The organism is Albibacterium profundi (assembly GCF_042159835.1).
Classification (GTDB): Bacteria; Bacteroidota; Bacteroidia; order Sphingobacteriales; family Sphingobacteriaceae; genus Albibacterium; species Albibacterium profundi.
In genome coordinates this window covers 797,869-819,373 of the sequence record NZ_JBBVGT010000002.1, presented here as the reverse complement: position 1 = coordinate 819,373, position 21,505 = coordinate 797,869, and the positions used below count along the sequence as shown (strand labels likewise).

At 41.9% G+C, this 21,505-nt stretch carries 16 protein-coding genes, 2 tRNA genes and 1 rRNA gene; 9 read left to right on the top strand and 10 right to left on the bottom strand.

The genetic code is table 11. The features are described from left to right. Positions 1 to 20: 20 nt before the first annotated feature. The gene (locus tag WKR92_RS05090; protein WP_375556740.1) at positions 21 to 1,094 is read left to right on the top strand and encodes an ABC transporter ATP-binding protein; all 1,074 of its coding nucleotides are present in this window, start codon (positions 21 to 23) and stop codon (positions 1,092 to 1,094) included. A 4-nt stretch (positions 1,095 to 1,098) separates the two neighbouring features. Here WKR92_RS05090 and WKR92_RS05085 read toward each other — a convergent pair whose 3' ends face one another. Next, a complete protein-coding gene (locus WKR92_RS05085) occupies positions 1,099 to 1,572 on the bottom strand; it encodes a ribonuclease H-like YkuK family protein (RefSeq protein WP_375556739.1) in 474 nt (157 codons plus the stop codon). Between the two features lie 217 nt (positions 1,573 to 1,789). On the opposite strand from WKR92_RS05085, the gene WKR92_RS05080 reads away from it, so the two are divergent. Both WKR92_RS05080 and WKR92_RS05075 read left to right on the top strand, forming a co-directional pair. Further along, entirely contained in the window at positions 1,790 to 2,605 is an 816-nt protein-coding gene (locus WKR92_RS05080; protein ID WP_375556738.1) for a hypothetical protein, read from the top strand. A 132-nt stretch (positions 2,606 to 2,737) separates the two neighbouring features. Then, the gene (locus WKR92_RS05075; RefSeq protein WP_375556737.1) at positions 2,738 to 3,208 is read left to right on the top strand and encodes a substrate-binding domain-containing protein; all 471 of its coding nucleotides are present in this window, start codon (positions 2,738 to 2,740) and stop codon (positions 3,206 to 3,208) included. A 25-nt stretch (positions 3,209 to 3,233) separates the two neighbouring features. Here the strand turns inward: WKR92_RS05075 and ettA are convergent, their stop codons facing one another. After that, complete coding sequence (ettA, locus tag WKR92_RS05070; protein ID WP_375556736.1) at positions 3,234 to 4,913, bottom strand: energy-dependent translational throttle protein EttA; 1,680 nt, start codon at positions 4,911 to 4,913, stop codon at positions 3,234 to 3,236. A gap of 190 nt (positions 4,914 to 5,103) precedes the next feature. Here ettA and WKR92_RS05065 point away from each other — a divergent pair, with 190 nt between their 5' ends. From WKR92_RS05065 to WKR92_RS05055, 3 genes are all read left to right on the top strand, one after another. Next, on the top strand, positions 5,104 to 7,671 hold the full coding sequence (locus tag WKR92_RS05065; RefSeq protein WP_375556735.1) for an ATP-dependent Clp protease ATP-binding subunit: 2,568 nt from the start codon (positions 5,104 to 5,106) through the stop codon (positions 7,669 to 7,671). 134 nt (positions 7,672 to 7,805) lie between these two features. Beyond that, positions 7,806 to 8,273, top strand: coding sequence for a hypothetical protein (locus WKR92_RS05060; RefSeq protein ID WP_375556734.1), 468 nt, complete (start codon positions 7,806 to 7,808; stop codon positions 8,271 to 8,273). A gap of 122 nt (positions 8,274 to 8,395) precedes the next feature. Next, positions 8,396 to 9,796, top strand: a complete 1,401-nt coding sequence (locus tag WKR92_RS05055) for an MBL fold metallo-hydrolase RNA specificity domain-containing protein (protein ID WP_375556733.1) — start codon at positions 8,396 to 8,398, stop codon at positions 9,794 to 9,796. A gap of 60 nt (positions 9,797 to 9,856) precedes the next feature. On the opposite strand, the gene WKR92_RS05050 is transcribed toward WKR92_RS05055, so the two are convergent. The 8 genes from WKR92_RS05050 to WKR92_RS05015 form a co-directional block, all read right to left on the bottom strand. Then, positions 9,857 to 10,681 (bottom strand): enoyl-ACP reductase FabI, encoded by an 825-nt coding sequence (locus WKR92_RS05050; protein WP_375556732.1) that lies wholly within the window; start codon positions 10,679 to 10,681, stop codon positions 9,857 to 9,859. Positions 10,682 to 10,792: 111 nt separating this feature from the next. Then, positions 10,793 to 12,466: a DNA repair protein RecN gene (gene recN / locus WKR92_RS05045; protein ID WP_375556731.1), complete on the bottom strand. Its 1,674-nt coding sequence runs from the start codon at positions 12,464 to 12,466 to the stop codon at positions 10,793 to 10,795. 69 nt (positions 12,467 to 12,535) lie between these two features. Next, positions 12,536 to 13,729 (bottom strand): bifunctional phosphopantothenoylcysteine decarboxylase/phosphopantothenate--cysteine ligase CoaBC, encoded by a 1,194-nt coding sequence (coaBC, locus tag WKR92_RS05040; RefSeq protein ID WP_375556730.1) that lies wholly within the window; start codon positions 13,727 to 13,729, stop codon positions 12,536 to 12,538. 18 nt (positions 13,730 to 13,747) lie between these two features. Further along, entirely contained in the window at positions 13,748 to 14,086 is a 339-nt protein-coding gene (locus WKR92_RS05035) for a DNA-directed RNA polymerase subunit omega (protein ID WP_375556729.1), read from the bottom strand. A gap of 34 nt (positions 14,087 to 14,120) precedes the next feature. Then, the gene (locus WKR92_RS05030) at positions 14,121 to 15,053 is read right to left on the bottom strand and encodes an outer membrane protein assembly factor BamD (RefSeq protein WP_375556728.1); all 933 of its coding nucleotides are present in this window, start codon (positions 15,051 to 15,053) and stop codon (positions 14,121 to 14,123) included. 135 nt (positions 15,054 to 15,188) lie between these two features. After that, a complete protein-coding gene (locus tag WKR92_RS05025; protein ID WP_375556727.1) occupies positions 15,189 to 16,232 on the bottom strand; it encodes a hypothetical protein in 1,044 nt (347 codons plus the stop codon). 18 nt (positions 16,233 to 16,250) lie between these two features. Further along, positions 16,251 to 16,886, bottom strand: coding sequence for a response regulator transcription factor (locus WKR92_RS05020; protein ID WP_375556726.1), 636 nt, complete (start codon positions 16,884 to 16,886; stop codon positions 16,251 to 16,253). Next, the gene (locus WKR92_RS05015) at positions 16,876 to 18,732 is read right to left on the bottom strand and encodes a sensor histidine kinase (protein WP_375556725.1); all 1,857 of its coding nucleotides are present in this window, start codon (positions 18,730 to 18,732) and stop codon (positions 16,876 to 16,878) included. Before WKR92_RS05015 ends, WKR92_RS05020 begins: the two co-directional genes overlap by 11 nt. Before the next feature lie 867 nt (positions 18,733 to 19,599). On the opposite strand from WKR92_RS05015, the gene WKR92_RS05010 reads away from it, so the two are divergent. From WKR92_RS05010 to WKR92_RS05000, 3 genes are all read left to right on the top strand, one after another. Further along, a 16S ribosomal RNA gene (locus WKR92_RS05010) occupies positions 19,600 to 21,129 on the top strand. A 118-nt stretch (positions 21,130 to 21,247) separates the two neighbouring features. Then, positions 21,248 to 21,324, top strand: a tRNA-Ile gene (locus WKR92_RS05005). 9 nt (positions 21,325 to 21,333) lie between these two features. Continuing rightward, positions 21,334 to 21,407: transfer RNA gene (locus WKR92_RS05000), tRNA-Ala, on the top strand. Positions 21,408 to 21,505 lie beyond the last annotated feature (98 nt).

Sequence of the window (21,505 nt, the reverse complement as noted above, 5' to 3'; positions counted from 1 at the left end):
ATATAAATCATATTTGATATATGTCAGTGTTACCCTCGAATGATTCATGTGGATTACCGGCAACAGCTAGTTATGAACCCAATCTACCCTTATTAGCCGTACGGAATGTTTCGAAGAAGTTTTCAGACCATCGTGATTCAGGTGGACTTCAAAATATTGCTTTTAGCGTAGCGGAAAATGAAATTACTGCAATCATTGGGAAGAGTGGGAGCGGTAAAAGCACCTTATTGCGATTAATTTATGGATTGTCTGAACCCGATCAAGGAGACATTCATTTTAGGGGTTATCAGGTGCAGGGGCCGAGTGAACAGCTTGTGCCCGGACATCCAGAGATGCGTATGGTTTCCCAAGGTTTCGATGACCTCAATACTTTTGCGACGGTCTATGATAATGTAGCGTCTCGCTTAAGTAATGAAAATTTAGACCACAAAGCTCAGCGTACGATGCAGATACTGGAGTCCTTGCGAATGGAACATCTGAAGGATCAACGGATAAGTGACCTGAGCGGTGGTGAAAAACAGCGAGCGGCGATTGCCAGAGCCTTGGTTACACAGCCGCTGCTTTTATTAATGGATGAGCCTTTCAATCAGGTTGATGCGGCTTTTCGTGATCAGTTACAACGGGATTTGAAAGCTATTGTGGAGACGAGCAAGTTAAGCGTGATCATTGTGTCTCATGACCCAGCGGAGGTGTTAGGTATGGCCAATCAGTTGGTTATTCTGAAAGACGGTGATTTAGCTGCCGTGGACAACCCATCTACCTTATATAACGAGCCGCCTAGTAGGTATATAGCACGAATGTTGGCAAAAAGTAATATTTTACGGCGAGAGCAGATGGGTACGTTGAACGTGGAAGCTACTCATAAATGTTATGCGATTCATCCGGAATGGATTGATATCGAAGCCGATGAAGACGCTTCTTTCTATGTTGATTCCATTTTTTTTAGAGGCTTTTATGAAGAGTTCTTGATCAGAAATGATGAAATCTATCTTCGGGTATATCGGAATGTGGGAAGTGGGCTGAAAAAAGGAGATAGGGTCTCTTGCCATATAAAACAGCATAGGGCGGTCTTGGATGATAATGAAAGGGAATAGCCAGCTATTGGACCATCTTATTCGCACAGGCTGAACTAGCAAACGCCTCAGGTTTAGCTTTGAAAACGAACCCCATTCCTAAAATATAGCCCATAGCATCGTGCAATGCTTGGTTCGACTTGAATTGTGGATTCGTATTGATGTCTGCGTGTACTTCGAGGTCGATTTCATATCGCTCTAGTAAAGGACATAGATCGTAGGCCACCATGATGGAACGCTGTACTTCAGCCAACATTCGCGTTTTAATAGCCATTTTTTCTTTCGTTTTTTCCTGATGGATAAACATAAAAGCACCTCGTTTTTCACGTACGAAAACAATTACCGTTGCGAAATCAATAAAATTGCCTTTCACTTGCGAATCGGTTCCGATACAAACTTTTAAATGATTGCCTAGTTCGTGCTCTCGCGCAATTACACGGTTTGCTTCTTCAAGGATGTCCTCACCTAGAATCTCTCCATTGAATTTCTTCCATGTCATAAGTTTAATCGTTAGTGGTCGTTTAAAGAAAAGGATATCTGTTTTTTTCTATTGGTAAATTAGTGTTTCCTTTTGATAATCAGGTTATTTAATTATTAACAAATCATGAATTGCCTCAGTATGTCCTGTCGATTTTGCTATTTATTCGCCATTTCGTAAACAATTGCTAGTTTTACTTGTTACAGTATAATTATTAGATAGAAGAAAAATCAAAACAATGAAACAAACATTTAAATTGAGCCTTGCCGCTCTCGCATTTGCAACTTTAGGTTTCACAGCTTGTAACTCGGGAAGTCAAAATTCCGATGCATCCAGCTCTGACAGCACCGAGGCTGCAATAGAAAGTTCTATTGAAGTATTACCCGTGGAAGACTCAAAGATATTTCCAGGGGCAAACCTTGAGGTTGCGTCTCTAACATCTGAAAAAGTGGGTACAGACTCTGCTAAAATAACAGTTAAATACAATGTGGAAAACTTCACACTGACCGAACATACAGATGATTCAAACGCTCATCATATGGCGAATTCTGGTCAAGGTCAACACATCCACTTTATCTTGGATAATACTCCTTATTCAGCGCTGTATGAGCCTGAGCATTCTGTTACTGTCAAAACAGGAACAGAGCATTACTTGTTGTCTTTCTTGTCACGCTCATATCACGAGTCGATTAAAGAAGATGGCGCTGCGGTATTAAAGCATTTTCGTATTGACGAGAACGGCGCAATAGAAGAACTGGATCTTCCAACCGATGCATCTTTGTTTTACAGTCGTCCGAAAGGAGAATATAAAGGAGCTGATGCTGAACGTGTATTACTAGATTTCTATTTATGGAACACGGATCTAACAGATGGTAATAAAGTGAAAGCTACCGTTAACGGTCAGGATTTTCTTTTAGACAACTGGGGGCCTTATGAAATTGTAAACGCTCCAAAAGGTGAAGTGACTATCAATTTATCATTGGTTGATGAGAACGGTAATCCATTATCGGGAGATAATGTATCGATTGACCGAACAATTACATTATCAGAATAAATAAACTATCGTCAATTTTTATTGAGGATATCAGTTTTGACAAGGAGTCGCCTGCATTTGTGGGCGACTTCTTTTGTTTGGGTGCTAAATATCCTAAGGTGAATTTGTACATTTGTAACCAAAGTTACAACTATGGATATTCACATTCCTGCTGATCTTGAAGAGCGGATCAACATCGTCATACACAAGTTGAAATTTATTGCTGAAGATCAAAAACCTCGTGTCCTGGTCATGACGGCTGTTAATTCTCCTGAATATGAAATGAATGAACGCCTGTCTGGTTTGCTGAGAATGGCGGGAGCCCGCGTTTATGATGCACAAGTTGGTGATGGCAGTGGAAAGTTCAATCCTGACCTGATTTTGGTATTAGCAGATCATTTTGAACATCTGTTCGGTGATCTAGCTGTGTTACTTTCCTTAGACGAATGGAAGGAAACGAATGCGGTAAAGAATAATCGTATTTATCTCGTGGATAGAGAAAGTAATTTATCGGATGACGAATCCCAACTTGCCGATGATCTCGAGTTATTAGCAGAAATAATTTACCCCCAATACCTCACCTATGGAGGCAATGGGGATAAATGGATTCAGTTTGATGTTTAAAATCAGCCTGTTTACTCGGCTGTGTTTAGCCTAGTTTCTTGTATTTAATTCGCTGTGGGGTGTAATCGCCTAAGCGTTTCTTTCTATTTTCTTCATACTCGGTGTAGTTTCCTTCAAAGAAGTATACTTGGGAGTCACCCTCAAAGGCTAGGATATGGGTACAAATCCGATCTAAAAACCACCGATCGTGAGAAATAATCACCGCACAACCACCGAAATTCTCTAAACCTTCTTCAAGGGCACGAAGCGTATTGATGTCGATATCGTTTGTTGGCTCATCCAGCAACAGTACGTTTGAGCTTTTCTTTAGCGTAATTGCCAAGTGAACTCGGTTTCGTTCTCCGCCGGAAAGTACACCGACTTTCTTTTGTTGATCAGCTCCGTTAAAATTGAATTTAGAAACATAAGCACGCGAGTTGATGGTTCGATTACCTAACTGGATGTTATCCAGTCCATCGGTAATGTTCTCCCAAACGGATTTTTCTGGATCCAGATCGTCATGCATCTGATCGACATAGCCCAATACCACAGTTTCACCTACCTTGAACGTTCCTTTGTCGGGCTGTTCCTGTCCGGTGATTAAGCGGAATAATGTAGTCTTGCCCGCACCGTTTGGCCCGATGATACCTACTATACCTGCTGGAGGCAGGGAGAAGTTAAGGTCTTCAAATAAAATTTTATCTCCATAAGCCTTGCTTACATTTTGCGCTTCAATAACTATATTTCCTAAACGCGGACCCGGCGGGATGAATAGTTCCAGTTTTTCTTCACGCTCTTTCGTCTCTTCTGAAGCAAGTTTTTCATAATTAGAAAGACGGGCTTTTGATTTTGCATGTCTCGCTTTAGGAGCCATTCTAGCCCACTCTAATTCGCGTTCAAGCGCTTTTTGGCGTTTGCTTTCGGTTTTTTCTTCTTGTTCTAGTCGCTTCGCTTTCTGGTCAAGCCAGGAAGAGTAATTGCCCTTCCACGGTATTCCTTCGCCACGGTCCAGCTCTAATATCCAACCGGCTATGTTATCTAAGAAGTAACGGTCGTGTGTAACGGCTATCACCGTTCCTTTATATTGATGTAGGTGTTGTTCTAACCAGTCGATCGATTCAGCATCTAAGTGGTTTGTTGGCTCGTCGAGTAGAAGAACATCAGGCTCTTGTAATAGAAGTCGGCATAGTGCCACGCGTCTACGTTCTCCTCCTGAGAGTGTAGCTATTTTAGTATCTGGTTCCGGACAACGTAAAGCATCCATGGCCCGCTCCAGTTTATTATCCAACTCCCAGCCCCCCATTGCATCGATTTTATCCTGAAGTTCGCCTTGTCTGATCATTAATTTGTCCATTGCATCGGAATCTTCATAAACTTCTGGCAGACCAAACCTCTCATTAATTTCTTCGTATTCCTTTAAAATGCCGATAATATCGGCACAACCTTCTTCAACAGTCGCTCTTACTGTTTTTTCAGGGTCAAGTTTTGGCTCTTGTTCCAGCAGGCCGACAGAATAGCCTGGGGAGAAAACAACTTCGCCCTGATAGGATTTGTCGATTCCTGCAATAATTTTTAACAGGGACGATTTTCCTGATCCATTCAAACCAATGACGCCAATTTTGGCGCCATAAAAAAAAGACAAATAGATATTTTTTAAAACTTGTTTCTGTGGCGGATAGATTTTGCTCACTCCAGCCATCGAAAAAATGATTTTCTCGTCTGACATATTTTCTTACTTAGTTTCTTCAAATATCGCCATTAATAAACGTTTTATGCCAATTTTTTCTTTTATTTCATAAAAAGTATACTAAGTTGACAGGTTAACGGCTGTGGCTCAGTTCTTGTTAAAACTTTAAAAAACCTTTAATAGATTAGTTGATTATTAATATATTAGAGCGTATAAAAAAAGGATAAATATGGATGCGAAATTTTCGCCACGTGTAAAAGATGTCATTTCTTATAGTAGGGAAGAGGCATTGAGACTTGGGCATGATTATATCGGCACAGAACATTTGTTGCTTGGTCTAATCAGGGAAGGAGACGGGATGGCGATCAGGATACTTGAAAACAACGATGTTGATACTTCTCGCTTACGTCGATCAATAGAAGAAGCGGTTAAAGGTACTTCTATTACAAGTGCAAATCTTGGTAACATACCCCTAACAAAACAAGCTGAAAAAGTTTTAAAAATTACCTATTTAGAGGCTAAGATATTTAAGAGTGATGTTATTGGAACAGAGCATTTATTGTTGTCAATTTTAAGAGATGAAGACAACATTGCTTCTCAGATACTTCAACAATACAACATTAACTATGATATTTTTAAGGCCGAGGTTGAACAAAATCGAACTGAAATCTCAGATCAGGCAAGCTCTGCTGCAGGAGATGATGATTATCAGGAAGAAGATTATGGACAACCGAAAAAGGTTTCTGATATCAAATCGAAGACCCCGGTATTAGATAATTTCGGGCGTGATTTGACCCGCGCTGCCGAAGAAGGTCGTTTAGACCCCATCGTAGGGCGCGAAAAGGAAATAGAACGTGTTTCTCAGATCCTTTCACGAAGAAAGAAGAACAACCCAATCTTAATTGGTGAGCCAGGTGTTGGTAAGTCGGCTATTGCGGAAGGTTTAGCTTTACGGATCGTGCAACGGAAAGTGTCACGGGTGCTTTTTAATAAGCGGGTTGTGACTTTGGATTTAGCGTCTTTAGTTGCGGGCACGAAGTATCGAGGCCAGTTCGAGGAGCGAATGAAGGCGGTTATGAATGAGCTGGAGAAATCGCCTGATGTAATCTTATTTATTGATGAGATTCACACCATTGTAGGTGCAGGAGGTGCATCAGGTTCACTTGATGCCTCGAATATGTTTAAGCCGGCTTTGGCTCGCGGAGAGATTCAATGCATTGGTGCAACGACGCTCGATGAGTACAGACAATTCATCGAAAAGGATGGCGCGCTAGATCGTCGTTTCCAAAAGGTTCTTGTTGAGCCAGCTACACATGAGGAAACTGTCGAAATCTTAAATCGTATTAAGGAAAAATATGAAGAGCATCACGGCGTTTCCTATACTCCTGAAGCAATTAATGCTTGTGTTACCTTGACTACGCGATATGTGACTGATCGTTTCTTGCCGGATAAAGCAATTGACGCGTTAGATGAAGCTGGTTCACGTGTTCACCTGAATAATATTCATGTTCCCCAATCGATTATTGATATCGAAGAGAAAATCGAAGAAATTAAGATTGAAAAGAACAAGGTGGTCAGAAGCCAGAAATACGAAGAGGCCGCTAAGTTGCGTGATACCGAGAAGCGCCTGTTAGATGAATTGGAGCAGGAAAAGAAGGCTTGGGAGGCAGAGACCAAAACTAAGCGTTATACTGTTGGCGAAGAAAATGTCGCTGAGGTGGTTTCGATGATGACAGGCATACCGGTACAACGCGTTGGTCAGACCGATAGTCAGAAGCTATTGGGTATGGGCGAGGCGATGAAGAACCGAATTATCGGGCAAGATGATGCTGTTCAGAAACTGGTACGTGCTATCCAACGTACTCGAGCAGGATTGAAAGATCCTAAAAAACCGATTGGTTCCTTTATCTTCTTAGGACCTACTGGAGTTGGTAAAACGGAGTTAGCTAAAGAGCTTGCGCGCTTTATGTTCGACAGCGAAGATTCTTTGATTCAAATCGACATGAGCGAGTATATGGAAAAATTTGCCGTATCGAGACTGGTTGGTGCGCCGCCGGGGTATGTAGGCTATGAAGAAGGGGGGCAGCTGACTGAAAAGATTCGTAGAAAGCCGTATTCGGTTATTCTATTAGATGAAATCGAGAAAGCTCACCCTGATGTATTTAATTTATTATTACAAGTATTGGATGAGGGTCAATTAACCGATAGCCTTGGAAGAAAGGTGGATTTTCGTAATACCATCGTGATTATGACATCGAATATTGGTGCTCGACAACTAAAAGACTTTGGTCAGGGTGTAGGTTTTACCACATCTGCCAAGGCAGGACAGGTAGATGCGCATTCAAGAAGTGTCATCGAAAATGCGTTAAAGCGTACCTTTGCTCCTGAATTTCTTAACAGGGTAGATGATGTCATCGTCTTTAACTCGCTTGGTCAGGATGAAATATTCAAGATTATTGATATCGAGCTGAAAACTCTTTTCGAACGAATCGAAGGATTAGGGTATACAATTAAGTTGACCGATGCGGCTAAAAAACACATTGCTGAAAAAGGATTTGACTCTAACTTCGGTGCAAGGCCGTTAAAACGTGCGATACAGAAATATCTGGAAGATCCTGTTGCAGAAGAAATTCTCAAAGGTGAGCTCGTGGAGGGCAGTACGTTGATGATTGATTTTAATTCCGATAAATCTGAGATGGTTGTTAAATCAGCGAAGGAAGGTAAGAGTAAATCATCGAAACCCACAGATGTAACTCCTAAACCAAGCAAGAAGGATGATAAAAAAGAAGAGAAATAATTGATTCTTCACGGTTAAGACTTGAAGGGCATGATAAATATCTATTTAATCATGCCCTTTTTTATTTTGGCGTGTTGTTTGCATTAAACCTTTTAACTATTTATTGCTCTAATTATTAAACAACAAATCAAAATATGAAAAAGCACCTACTACTAATATGCTCGCTGCTGTTAATTGGATTTTCAGCATGTGATGATGATGATAATGTTCAACCGATCGAAAACCCCAACACAGCTTTTGTTGTGACTCTCGATCCAGGTGGTTGGGAACGTATAAGTAATTCTCTTATAGCTTTCGATATTCCACTTCAAGATCTTACTGAATACTACATGTTGCAGGGTGGCGTGGCAGTCGCCTTGAGCTTTGATAACGAACAGACCTACGATGTTCTACCTACTACCTTCGCGGCTCAGTCATATTCAGTTAACTATACCATCGGCTTGGTTACAGTGTATATTGAAGATCCTCTTGCAGATGATGGAGTTACGATTGAGGCCCCTAATAGCGACGTAACGGCGAAGGTTATCCTGACAACGACTGATTATTTAGATTATCAAGGACTGTTTAATTCACCTAGTCTTCAGTTTAAAGAATTGAAGTAAGATCACGGTGGTTATTAAATCAAATAAACGAAGAACGGCAGCTACTACATGGCTGCCGTTCTTCGTTTATACTGACTTTTTATTAAATTGACGTTTTATGTTAATTTCAAAATTTAATTTTTATGAAAATAGCCTTCCATGGTGCTGCACAAACTGTAACTGGTAGTAAGCATCTGATTCATCTAGACAACGGCCAAAAAATACTGCTGGATTGTGGCATGTTTCAAGGCCGAGGTCTCGATAGCGATGTTATGAATCGCGATTTTGGCTTTAATCCGAAGGATATCAACTATGTTGTCCTTTCACACGCACACATTGATCATTCTGGTTTGCTTCCTTTCCTAGTAAAACAAGGTTTTCGAGGGAAAATATTTTGTACACCTGCTACAAGAGATTTATGTAAGATCCTTTTGCTTGATTCTGCCTATATCCAGGAGTCAGATGTCCGATATTTGAATAAGAAACGACGGAAACAAGGTAAGCCAGAGGTTGAACCCTTATATGATAAAGAAGATGCTTATATGGCGCTATCTTTAATCAGAAAGGTGAAGTATCGGACTCCTTTCCAAATAAACTCAGATGTGAGCTTGACCTATACCGATGCGGGGCATATTATAGGAAGTACTTCAGTTCATCTCGATATCACAGAAAACGGAAAAACAATCAAAGTTTCCTTTTCTGGTGATGTTGGACGATACGGAGATTTGATCTTAAAATCGCCAGAAATTTTTAGACAGGCAGATTATGTTTTATTAGAGTCTACGTATGGTGATGAATTACATCAAAAACCAGAGCCGGCAGAGGAGAACCTGCGACGGATAATTGATGAAACCTGTGTAGGGCGACAAGGCAAGGTGATTATTCCAGCGTTTAGTGTGGGACGTACGCAAGAACTTTTGTATCACTTAAATAACCTAAGTTTAAAAGGACACCTCCCTGCGGTACCTGTCTATGTCGACAGTCCGCTTTCTGAAAAGGCAACTCTGGTTATTAAGTCCCATCCTTGGAACTTCAATGACAAAGTCCAGGATGTGATGAAAAATGATGATGATCCTTTTGATTTTCCGGGTCTTCATTTTGTCGAGGATGCTGAAGAATCGAAATCTCTTAACTTTAGAAAGGAGCCGTGCATCATTATTTCTGCTTCAGGAATGGCTGAAGCTGGACGAATAAAACATCACATAAAAAATAATGTTGAAGATACGAGGAACACGATTTTACTCGTCGGTTATAGTGAACCCGGTTCACTGGCCGGTCGCCTAAAAGGGGGAGCGGCCTCTGTCTCTATTTTTGGTGAAAAATTTAAAGTGAATGCTCAAGTCCAAAGTGTTCAGTCGATGAGTGCACACGGTGATCAAAACGATTTGATGCAATTTTTATCGTCGCAGGACCCCGCAATTACGAAGAAAGTATTCCTTGTTCATGGTGAGCTAGATACACAGACGGTCTTCAAAGCTGTGCTTGAAGAAAAAGGCTATCAGGTAGAAATTCCCTCGAGACACCAATCCTTCGAGCTGCAGTAATAAAAAAGGACCACGTTTTCTCTGTGGTCCTTTTTTTATTAATATAAGTTTTAGAGCGAATTAATCTTCGCTTTCTCCCATATGTTGGATAATGGCTTCACTGACACCTGTAAATGAGAAACCGCCATCGTGGAAAAGATTTTGCATAGTCACCATTTTGGTTAGATCAGAAAACAAAGAGACAGCATAGTTAGCACATTCATCTGCAGTAGCATTTCCAAGTGGAGACATCTTGTCCGCGTAATCTACAAAGCCATCAAAGCCTTTGACTCCAGAACCTGCCGTAGTGCGAGTCGGGGATTGGCTGATGGTGTTGATTCTCACATGTTTTTTTACGCCATACTGATAACCAAAATTGCGAGCGATACTTTCTAAGAGAGCCTTAGCATCTGCCATATCGTTGTAGTCGGGGAATACACGTTGACCTGCAATGTAGCTAAGCGCTACCACAGAACCCCATTCATTGATTGCATCCTTTTTCATCGCTGTTTGAAGAATTCGATGAAGACTGATGGCAGAAATGTCAAACCCCTTATGCATATAGTCGTAATTGTTTTCCGTATAATGGATGCCTTTACGCACATTTATACTCATACCAATTGAGTGCAAAATAAAATCAACCTTGCCTCCAAAGTGTTCAATCGCTTGGTCGAATAGGTTTTCAATGTCTGCTGGGTTGGTCACATCGGCGGGGATTACCGGAGCATTGTTGCACTCCTTAGCAAGTTGATCAATCGTTCCCATACGTAATGCTACCGGAGCATTTGTGAGTACAATTTCTGCACCTTCTTCGACGCACCGTAAAGCTGTTTTCCACGCAATAGAGCGCTCATCTAACGCTCCAAAGATGATACCTTTTTTTCCTTTTAATAAATTATATGCCATAATGGATTGATTAATTTGCTTTTAAAAACTAAACCAAAGGTTGGAAAAAGATGCTAATTTGCCAAATTACCCATACCTTTTGTCTAGTGCTGATTATAAATAATAAAAATGTTAGTTTTTCATATGAAGATTAAGTAGTTCCCTTGCATGTAAGACAGCCGTTTCACTTAGATCTTTTCCGCCTAGCATCTGTGCTAATTCATTTACCCGATCTTCATGGTCTAATAATCGGATGTTCGTTAGGGTTCGACTGTCTTGCTGTTTCTTATAAACTTTAAAATGATGAATCCCTTGGGAAGCAATCTGTGGCAAGTGTGTGATAGCAATTACTTGTAAATTGTCCGTCAGGTCGCGCATGAGCTCTCCGACTTTCACGGCCACGTCACCCGATATGCCTGTATCAATCTCGTCAAATATTATAGTAGGTAACGCCGAAGTTTTGGCAATTAGCGATTTGATAGCCAGCATAAGTCGCGATAGTTCACCACCGGATGCAACTTTGCTCACGGATTGCGGTTCTTGCCCTTTATTCGCTGAAAACAAGAAAACCACTTCGTCGCGTCCGCTCTTTTTGAGTTTTTCATCAGGGAACGAGCTGAGCTTAATTTTAAAGATGCTATGTGGCATGCCGACTTCTGCTAAGGAACTTTTAATAGATTCTTCGATTAGTGGAATCGCTGCTAGACGACTCTCGGTTAGTTTTTTTCCGAGTTCTTGACTCTGTTTATAGGCTTTGCTTCGCTCTTCTGTCAACTCGCCGAGTCTCTCGTCGTTAAGCATGACCGCATTGATCTTTTCATCAAGCTCTTCCTGTATTCGTAGCAAGGAGCGGATGTCGTCCACCTGATGTTTCTGTTGTAGTTTGTATATCAGACTTAGTCGATCTTCCAGATACTGCATTCGTTCGGCGTCAACTGTAGTTTCACTGTCTAGGAGGCTGATCTCATTACTAATATCTTTAAGCTCTATCAAGCTACTGTTCAGCCGACCGCTCAATTCACCCAGCTTAGGGAAAAGCTGCTCAACCTGCTGTAGTTGTTGCAAGCCCTGTTTTAGTAAGCTAAGGGACGATTGGTCCTGCTCATCAAGCAGGTAGTTTGCCTGCTGCAAACTGCGTTTAATGTCTTCAGCGTGACTAAGCAGCGACTGTTCTTCCTCAAGTTGATGTTGTTCCTCTGCATTTAGGTCTGCTGTCTGAAGCTCGTCAAACAAAAATTGATGATAATCCATTTCTGTTTGCAGTTGTGTATTCTGTTGTGATAGGGTTTGATACTCATTATCTACTTGCAGGAAGTGATGATAGGCATCTTGAAACTCCTGCAGAAGCTTTTTGTTCTCTGCAACACTGTCAATACTTAGTAACTGAAATGCTTGTGTGTTGACCTCCAGCGTAGCATGCTGCGAGTGTATCGCAATTAACTTTTCACTGAGAGATTTTAGCAAATTAAGCTTGATGGGTGTGTCATTAATGAATGCGCGTGATTTGCCTTCGTGGTATATTTCACGTCTGATAATCGTCTGCGGTTCATAATCCAAGTCATACTTATCAAAAAAATCACGAATATCATAATGTTGGATATCAAAATAACCCTCAATTACGCATTTTTTTTCTTGATTATAAAAATATTTGCTTTCGGATCGTTGACCTAGAATAAGGGATAATGCGCCTAAAATTATCGATTTACCAGCACCCGTTTCCCCAGTTATAATATTCAGCCCACCTCCAAATTGTATGTCAATCTCATCGATTAATGCATAATTTTTTATCGACAAACGTACCAGCATGCAAATGTTAATTTATATGTCTAATAAAAGTTGATTGATCTTTAACTCAAAGATACGCAAAAAAGCCACCTAAAGTATGCTCAGTATGTGATTGGCTATGTCTTTTGCTACATCAACCTTGGCCTTTAGCTCGAAATGGTAATGCTCGCCTGTACGGTTGATAATGGTTATTTTGTTTTGGTCGCCTGCAAATCCTGCACCCTGATCTTGAAGACTATTGAGTACGATAAAATCTAGGTTCTTACTCACAAGTTTGCCCTCTGCATTTTCGATCTCATTTTGTGTTTCCAAGGCAAAACCAATTAAGATTTGCTTATCTGTCTTCCGGGTGCCTAGCGTTTTAAGAATATCACGAGTCTTCTCCAATTCGATGGACAGCGAATCTGATTTCTTTTTGATTTTTTGGTCGGCTATGACTTTAGGTCGATAATCGGCAACTGCCGCGCTCATAACAGTGATGTCAGTATTGTCAAAATTTTCTAAACAGGCATCCAGTAGTTCTTGAGCAGACGTAATTTTTATTAGTTTAACCCCGTTTGGCACCTGCTCATAACTCGGCCCACTAATCAAGGTCACTTCAGCACCCATGTCTTGGAGAACATGTGCAATCGCGTAACCCATTTTTCCGCTCGAATGATTGCCGATAAAGCGCACTGGGTCGATCGCTTCGTGTGTCGGACCTGCCGTAACCAGTACCTTCTTTCCTCGAAAACGTAATTCGGTTTTTAATTCCTTTTGTAGATGATCAACAATCTCTTCCGGTTCGGCCAGTCGTCCTTCCCCAAACAAACCACTCGCAAGTTCGCCTTTCGCTGGTTGGATCAAGTGGTTGCCGTAGGAATTTAATCGACTAATATTAGACTGAGTAGAAGGATGCGCCCACATATCTAAATCCATCGCCGGAGCCAGGTAGACCGGGCAACGTGCTGACAGGTAAACTGCAGAAAGTAGATTGTCACAGATACCTGTTGCAAACTTAGCAATGCTGTTCGCACTCGCCGGCGCTATAAGTACCAGATCTGCCCATAGTCCCAAGTCGACATGATTGTTCCATTCACCCGTCTTGGCGTTGAAGTAATCAGTTAAAACAGGGCGTTTGGATAATGTGGAAAGGCTAAGCGGGGTAATAAAATTTACCGCATCTTGCGTCATAATCACCTGTACATTTGCTCCAGCCTTTACTAAAAGCCGAAGCAAAAAAGCTGATTTATAAGCCGCTATGCTTCCACATACCCCGAGTATGATGTTTTTGTCTTTGAGCATAGGCGCGGAGGTATGGACTTAATCCTGCTCTGCAGTAGGATTTCGGTAGTAAATCTTGTCATTCATAAAATCGTTCACAGCCAGCAGTGTAGGCTTAGGCATGCGTTCGTAATGTTTAGAAATCTCGATTTGCTCACGATTCTCGAACACCTCTTCTAAATTATCATTAACAGTCGCGAAGTCAGCGAGTTTACTGTGAAGTTCTTCTTTGATATCGCTTGCGATCTGATTTGCACGTTTACCGATGATGACGATCGATTCATAGATGTTCTCGGTGTTTTTATCGAGGTCGCGTAAATCACGAGTAACGGTTGTGGTTGGAACTGGAACCACTTGTTTTTCTGTATTATTGTCCATAGTCTTTTATTTTCTACCTTTTTAGTACCAAGAGTTATCCTTGAGGACTAACAGGTGTTTCTTCTATAATTTCTTCAGTTTTAGCTTTTTCTTCTCTTCGCTGTTGTCTTTCCTCTGCTTCCTGCTGTAAAACAGACCATTCTGCCAAGGTTTGTTGAACTCGTACAATTCCTTTTTCTGCATCAGCTTTATATTTAAGAGCGTCCTCTAAGTGTTCACTTTCTGGATAATCATCAACGAACTCATCCGCAAATTCAATTGCATCATTAAAGCGTTCTTCCTGTCTACGCTCTGAACTGTTCAAAGCATATAAATATTGTGCCTCAATTTTATAGTATTCCAGCTCCTCAGCATACTTGGTGTCTGGGTAATCTCTCAACGAATTGTCAAAAGCAATCACAGCAGCCAAGTAGTCACCAATATCTAAATAAATTTTAGAATTTTCGTATGATTTGCGCTCCAATTTTGCCCGAAGGTTATCAATCAGGTTGGCCGCTTCCTCTGCACGTTCGCTTTCCGGATAGATATTGATAAATAATTGCAGTGCCTCAATCGCTTTTAGCGTATTGGATTGATCTAGTGAATATACTGGCGATTCCAGATAATAACAATAGGCCGCCATATACCTGCATTCTTCAGCTCGCTGACTGCCGGGGTACATTTCTGCAAAGCTCTGGAATTGATAGCGAGCTGTTGTATAGTCTTTTAACTGAAAGTTGGTATATGCGAAATAATAATTTAAATCTTCTGCTTCAGGACGCCCGCGGTATCTTTGCACCAGATCATCGAATAAAACAAGAGCTTTAGAAAACTTTCCTTCATTATAATATCGGATAGCTTCTTGGTATTTTCTGCCAGTATCATTGCTGGCGCGAAGCTTCTCGAATTTACTCTTACAGCCAGAAAAGCCAACGACAGCGAGCATCAAGATTGCAAGCGTTTGTACTATACGTTTGTTTTTAAACATTTTGCAAAGATAGTTGAATTAAAAATATGTAGCAATTATATTTTTTCGCTACCAAGATATTGTCAATATATTTAATATGAGCAAGGGCGTACTCCTTTTAACAAAGTTTAACAATTCGGTCTCTCTGCATAGCCATCAACTGCCAATTTGGTTAATCACGTTGCGGAGATTTTGCTCAATTAGGTCAGTCATCGTTTTACAATGATCATAGTTGTCTTCCTTGAAATACTTAGCCAGTCCTTTCTTTAGACGATTAATATTCTCATCGGTCGTAATCACATGATCGGATGACGCATCCCGTAAATCGGCTATACGGTGTCTTTCCATTCGCGCTCTTTGAATCAGCGATGAGCGTTCCTCTTGTTGGTATTGGAGAACCGTCTTTTCCGTCAGATTTGCCATGCTGATTTGCACATATGCATAATTGTCTCGGAAAAACTGAGGTAGATAAATTTTTACGTTGCCTTCATAGCCTTGTTGGTCAAAGTCAATCGACCGGATGCGGAACTGGAAATCATCAAAATCTGGGGTGATTTGTACAACGAAGTTATAGGATCGCATATCTCCCAGTAGCGTGATCACACAGCGTTCGTTAAATTTAACGAATTCCTTTGCAATACGTCGATGGTTATAATCCGATTTGTCAAAGCGGTGACTTGCGAAGACGTCTCCCGGTATTCCAGCAATATGTTCTTCGATTAACGTATCTCCGTCCACTAAATAGTTGACCTGGTTTGGCGATAAAATCTCCTCAAGTTCCAGTCCGTATATCCTTGAAGCATCTGCTTGTTTTACATAAAAGTAATCGTAGACATCGTTGAGTCGATTGACAATCTTAACTCGAAATGGATGCGTATTTCCAAATGTGCAATATTCGATGCGTTCAATGGCTTTATGTTCTACTACACGATAATTTCCCGATGCTTTTAATTTTGCGTAGATAATTTTTAATCTCTCATGGATGCGATCTATTTCATGCGAGGGATAGAGCGGACTTTCCCATAAGGTATCATTGCCATTCTTGTCGAGTACAGGTACCGTCTCATCAAAATGAAGTAACTCGGAATAGCGTAGAGGAAGGTTTGCCGCACGTTGGTATGAATGCAGATACCTTTTTAACGAAGGAATTACCGGAAATATGGGCTTCTTCTTGCTAATACGAACTTCATTACTTCTCATCTCGCTTCGTGTTTCTGTTTAATCAACAATCTTTTTCTCTTTTGCGAAGCTAATTAATTGATTTTCATTCTGAATACCAAGCTTTACATAAATATTTTCCATAATGGTTTGTATCGCAAATTCGCTTAGAAAAAGGAAATCGCTAATTTCCTTCCGATTGAAATCCTTCAGTGTCAGTTGGATGACCTCCACTTCTCGCTCAGTCAGGTGATAAGCCCTTAACTCCTCACTTAAATAATATGGTTTTGGAATCACAGCCGTTGCGTCAAGGTGCTCTCCCCAGGTTAGCCCTTCATACACCTCCAATGCCATTTTCTTGAACTCATCGAATCGAATTCCCTTGACGAAATACCCCTTTGCCCCTAAGGTTTTAATTTCAGCAATCAGCCGCGGTGAGCGATAGTCACTGATGACAATCGTTTTTACAGACGGATATTTTCGTGAGATCGCCAGTAGCGCATCAATGCCGTCAACAAGCGGCAGGTTAATATCCAGAACCAGAATATCCGGCAGATCCTGACGAAGTGAGACCACCAGGGCTTTTCTTGTATTTACCGAAGGTTGCAGCTCGAATATTTCATCTTCGCCTACAGATGAAATAAGCTCTTCGGCAGCAAAAGACCGATCAGCAACAAACAAGATTTTAATTTTCATTCTGAATCAATTTGCTCGAAGGTATTCGGATATAAATCAACACGCCTCCTTCTTTTTTGTTTAATACGTCTATCTGGCCGTTAAAATAATTAATCTTACTTGATATACTCAATTTCTTTTCTTTAGCCTGTGGGCTATCAGTTTTTATTCCACTGCCATTGTCCTCGGCAACGATGGTTATCTGGCTTTCGTGTTCAATAATCTGCAAAAATGCATTTTTGGCTGATGAATGTTGTACGATATTCGACAAGAGCTCCTGTGCAATTCTGTATAGATCGATTACAGCTGGTTTCTTGTAACGATCCATGTTCTCAAAACCAATGATTTTATACTCGAGATTAATGGTTTGCGCATGATTAATATTGTCGCAGAAATAACTAATCGCCGCCGCAAATCCCAGCTTTTGGAGATGGAAGGGAACAAGTAGATGGCCGATAGCAAGAATTTGGCTGTTTACTTGATGAATAATATCTTCAGCTGTATTTACCTGTTGTTGAATATCAGTCGGCAGATTAGCGTCTTTGATCGACGATAATTGAAGGGATGCGACGGATAACATAGAGCCTACGTCGTTGTGAAGCTGCTCAGCTATGCGGTTGCGCTCATTTTCCTGTATTTCGCGGAGCTGCTCGCTATGCTGTTGCTGCTGTCGGTTAATATTTTGGAGAAGGCGCTCTTGATCTTTTTCATAGGTATTGAACCGATAAACCAACCCAAATGTTAAAATAACCGACGTAATCATATACCCAGTCTGTACACCATGCTTCGCTAGATAATTATCGCTGAACACGCTTGTGCCCGTATGTGCTAAAAGCTCAATGATTGAGAATGCGATTAATACGGTAAATGCCAGCAGAAAGAACCATGCATTCCGATTCGCTTGCAGACTTTCCTTGATACAAATGAACAAAAATTGAACGACCAACAGGAGGTTCCAAGTGTTATGGACAATCAGAACGGATAGAACCAATTCGGGAAACTGGGAATAGTCGACCGGAATAGCAAAGAACAAAAGAATAGCCAAACCTATATATACAAGCGTTATATTAATATAGTATATGTAGCCTTGCTTTTTCAGCTTCAAAAATGCCTGGATAAATAATAAAGCTGTGACAGCTTGAGCGCAGCTAAATATAGGACGTGCTTTATTCTCAAACATCGGAAAGTCTGGCCACCATAATTGATAGCCCAGACCCAGGTTGGTTGATACCCACAAAAAGCCAGACAATATAAAGGCTGCATAAAATAAATACAGAACGTCAGCCATCGTTGCAAAAAGGAATACCCCAAAGAGCACCAGTAAAATAACCATTCCCATAAAAATACCGCTGATCAGCTGCTCTGATGATTGAGCTTTATGATAAGCGTCGACTGTCAGGAGTTGCTGACTGATCTGGAGAGATTCATGATGCTTGTCGATTTCTACGAAGTATAAAGATTCTGTGTCGGCTGAGCTTTGGATCGGGAAAGCAAACTTCTTCGAATATATGGGCCGACTATCATAAGGCATATGATCTCCCGTTTCATTGATTAGGCGCGCTTGATTGTTTTCTACTTCAAAAAAGTTGATCCAGTTGATATGTGGGTTCCCAATTACGTAGTAATAGTTTTGTGTAACCTCTTGCGGATGTAAGCGTAGGGCAAGCCAAAAAGTCGATTTTGTAAAACCCGGATTATAATCTCGGGTTTCTAGTCGCTCGAATTCACCATTAATAAATGCTTGATGAATTGCAGTTACGTTCATTGTGTTAGAGGGGTCCTCAAAAATAAATGCTTCATTCTGTCCGATAGGTTGCTGGACAAAGTTCTGTAAAAGTATGACAAGTGAAAGTAAAATCAGTTGCAAGGGGCTTATACGTTAAGGTTATCTAATGGCTATACTGTTAATCACACAAGTTCAATACTATTGTTTTGATTAAGTCCAAGGTAATATTTTTTTTTCATAAGACATACGATTTTTATCAAAGGATTATCGCTGTTTGTTGTTTTAATTTATTGAGGTCAATTGAATCTAGTCCGTTGTTGCCTTTTCCAGACTGCCTTGATGTTTTCCAGGCGCTTGCGCCGCCGTCCCCTTTGCTCGTACAGGGCGTGGCGGCTCATTTCTGAAAAACAATCGTATTGTTATCCAGCGTTTTGCGTGGTATTGTTAAAATAAAGTTTCTTTGTGTTTGGAAGTTGGCTTGTAGTTCCTATCTTTGCATCCCGCAAACGAGGTATTGCGGATTGTTCATTGAGTTCTGGGGTTTATTTTCGATGTTTTTGAGCGGTAGGATCTGGTGTATTTTTTTCGGATTTTATTTTGCCATGACAGGAAAAGCCCTTATCTTTGCAGCCCGGCATTTCGGGGGATTTGCTGGAGACGAGGGGTGCGAAAAAAAATAAAATTTTTTATTTTGCGGAATCAAAAAAACCTCTTACCTTTGCAATCCCGAAACGAACGGGGTCCTGAGCGCGACGCTCGGGAGTGTTGAAAAAAGGATCAGATGATCGGGGTCAGTCCCTGGTTGAAAGATATAAAAAGTCGGACCGTGAGGCCACCGGCGCAGAAGTTCTTAAAAGAGAAGATTATCATGTAGCGTAACGAGTAGTTTGAGAGATAACGAAAGTTAGAAGTTCAAACCAAGTCAATGACCGGTACCGTAGATATAACAGTACCGATTCTATTAACAGATTTTGAGTGAATAGGGTCAGGTAGCAAACCAACATTTTTACAATGGAGAGTTTGATCCTGGCTCAGGATGAACGCTAGCGGCAGGCCTAATACATGCAAGTCGAACGGGATCCCAGGGTAAGCTTGCTTATCTTGGGTGAGAGTGGCGTACGGGTGCGTAACGCGTGAGCAACCTACCATTGTCTGGGGGATAGCCCGGAGAAATCCGGATTAATACCGCATAACATCATTTTCCGGCATTGGATTATGATCAAACATTTATGGGACAATGATGGGCTCGCGTGACATTAGCTAGTTGGAGTGGTAACGGCACACCAAGGCGACGATGTCTAGGGGATCTGAGAGGATGACCCCCCACACTGGGACTGAGACACGGCCCAGACTCCTACGGGAGGCAGCAGTAAGGAATATTGGTCAATGGAGGCAACTCTGAACCAGCCATGCCGCGTGCAGGAAGACGGCCCTCTGGGTTGTAAACTGCTTTTGCCGGGGAATAAACCCCTCTACGTGTAGAGGGCTGAATGTACCCGGCGAATAAGGATCGGCTAACTCCGTGCCAGCAGCCGCGGTAATACGGAGGATCCGAGCGTTATCCGGAATTATTGGGTTTAAAGGGTGCGTAGGCGGCCTGATAAGTCAGGGGTGAAAGACGGTGGCTCAACCATCGCAGTGCCTTTGATACTGTCGGGCTTGAATGTACTTGAGGTAGGCGGAATGTGACAAGTAGCGGTGAAATGCATAGATATGTCACAGAACACCGATTGCGAAGGCAGCTTACTAAAGTATGATTGACGCTGAGGCACGAAAGCGTGGGGATCAAACAGGATTAGATACCCTGGTAGTCCACGCCCTAAACGATGAATACTCGATGTTGGCGATATACAGTCAGCGTCCAAGCGAAAGCGTTAAGTATTCCACCTGGGGAGTACGGCCGCAAGGTTGAAACTCAAAGGAATTGACGGGGGCCCGCACAAGCGGAGGAGCATGTGGTTTAATTCGATGATACGCGAGGAACCTTACCCGGGCTTGAAAGTTAGTGAAGTATCCAGAGACGGATACGTCCTTCGGGACACGAAACTAGGTGCTGCATGGCTGTCGTCAGCTCGTGCCGTGAGGTGTTGGGTTAAGTCCCGCAACGAGCGCAACCCCTATGTTTAGTTGCCAGCATGTTATGGTGGGGACTCTAAACAGACTGCCTGTGCAAACAGTGAGGAAGGTGGGGACGACGTCAAGTCATCATGGCCCTTACGTCCGGGGCTACACACGTGCTACAATGGTCGGTACAGAGGGCAGCTAACCAGCAATGGTATGCCAATCTCCAAAAGCCGATCACAGTTCGGATCGGGGTCTGCAACTCGACCCCGTGAAGTTGGATTCGCTAGTAATCGCGTATCAGCAATGACGCGGTGAATACGTTCCCGGGCCTTGTACACACCGCCCGTCAAGCCATGAAAGCTGGGGGTACCTGAAGTATGTAACCGCAAGGAGCGTACTAAGGTAAAACCGGTAATTGGGGCTAAGTCGTAACAAGGTAGCCGTACCGGAAGGTGCGGCTGGAATACCTCCTTTCTAGAGTGGCCGGTTATTGTCACTCGTTGCGCCATGAGATTTTCTTGATAAAGACATAAAGAATGAAGAATAAGAGTACCTGTCCCCTATGGGGTACCCTTGCAGCATTGGAAAAGCTAGTCCCGTAGCTCAGTTGGTTAGAGCACTACACTGATAATGTAGGGGTCAGCAGTTCAAATCTGCTCGGGACTACCATCGAAAGAGGGGGAATTAGCTCAGCTGGCTAGAGCGCCTGCCTTGCACGCAGGAGGTCATCGGTTCGACTCCGATATTCTCCACATCTAGGGACCGTGATGTTTCCGGGAGGTCTAATCCGCCTTTTGGTTTCGTATAATCGGTTTTCCGAACGTTCTTTGACATATTGGAAGAAAAAGAA

Excerpts from the sequence above, each read along its gene's own strand:
- WKR92_RS05090 (WP_375556740.1), top strand. The coding sequence starts at position 21 with ATGTCAGTGTTACCCTCGAATGATTCATGTGGATTACCGGCAACAGCT.
- WKR92_RS05085 (WP_375556739.1), bottom strand. The coding sequence starts at position 1,572 with ATGACATGGAAGAAATTCAATGGAGAGATTCTAGGTGAGGACATCCTT.
- WKR92_RS05080 (WP_375556738.1), top strand. The coding sequence starts at position 1,790 with ATGAAACAAACATTTAAATTGAGCCTTGCCGCTCTCGCATTTGCAACT.
- WKR92_RS05075 (WP_375556737.1), top strand. The coding sequence starts at position 2,738 with ATGGATATTCACATTCCTGCTGATCTTGAAGAGCGGATCAACATCGTC.
- ettA (WP_375556736.1), bottom strand. The coding sequence starts at position 4,913 with ATGTCAGACGAGAAAATCATTTTTTCGATGGCTGGAGTGAGCAAAATC.
- WKR92_RS05065 (WP_375556735.1), top strand. The coding sequence starts at position 5,104 with ATGGATGCGAAATTTTCGCCACGTGTAAAAGATGTCATTTCTTATAGT.
- WKR92_RS05060 (WP_375556734.1), top strand. The coding sequence starts at position 7,806 with ATGAAAAAGCACCTACTACTAATATGCTCGCTGCTGTTAATTGGATTT.
- WKR92_RS05055 (WP_375556733.1), top strand. The coding sequence starts at position 8,396 with ATGAAAATAGCCTTCCATGGTGCTGCACAAACTGTAACTGGTAGTAAG.
- WKR92_RS05050 (WP_375556732.1), bottom strand. The coding sequence starts at position 10,681 with ATGGCATATAATTTATTAAAAGGAAAAAAAGGTATCATCTTTGGAGCG.
- recN (WP_375556731.1), bottom strand. The coding sequence starts at position 12,466 with ATGCTGGTACGTTTGTCGATAAAAAATTATGCATTAATCGATGAGATT.
- coaBC (WP_375556730.1), bottom strand. The coding sequence starts at position 13,729 with ATGCTCAAAGACAAAAACATCATACTCGGGGTATGTGGAAGCATAGCG.
- WKR92_RS05035 (WP_375556729.1), bottom strand. The coding sequence starts at position 14,086 with ATGGACAATAATACAGAAAAACAAGTGGTTCCAGTTCCAACCACAACC.
- WKR92_RS05030 (WP_375556728.1), bottom strand. The coding sequence starts at position 15,053 with ATGTTTAAAAACAAACGTATAGTACAAACGCTTGCAATCTTGATGCTC.
- WKR92_RS05025 (WP_375556727.1), bottom strand. The coding sequence starts at position 16,232 with ATGAGAAGTAATGAAGTTCGTATTAGCAAGAAGAAGCCCATATTTCCG.
- WKR92_RS05020 (WP_375556726.1), bottom strand. The coding sequence starts at position 16,886 with ATGAAAATTAAAATCTTGTTTGTTGCTGATCGGTCTTTTGCTGCCGAA.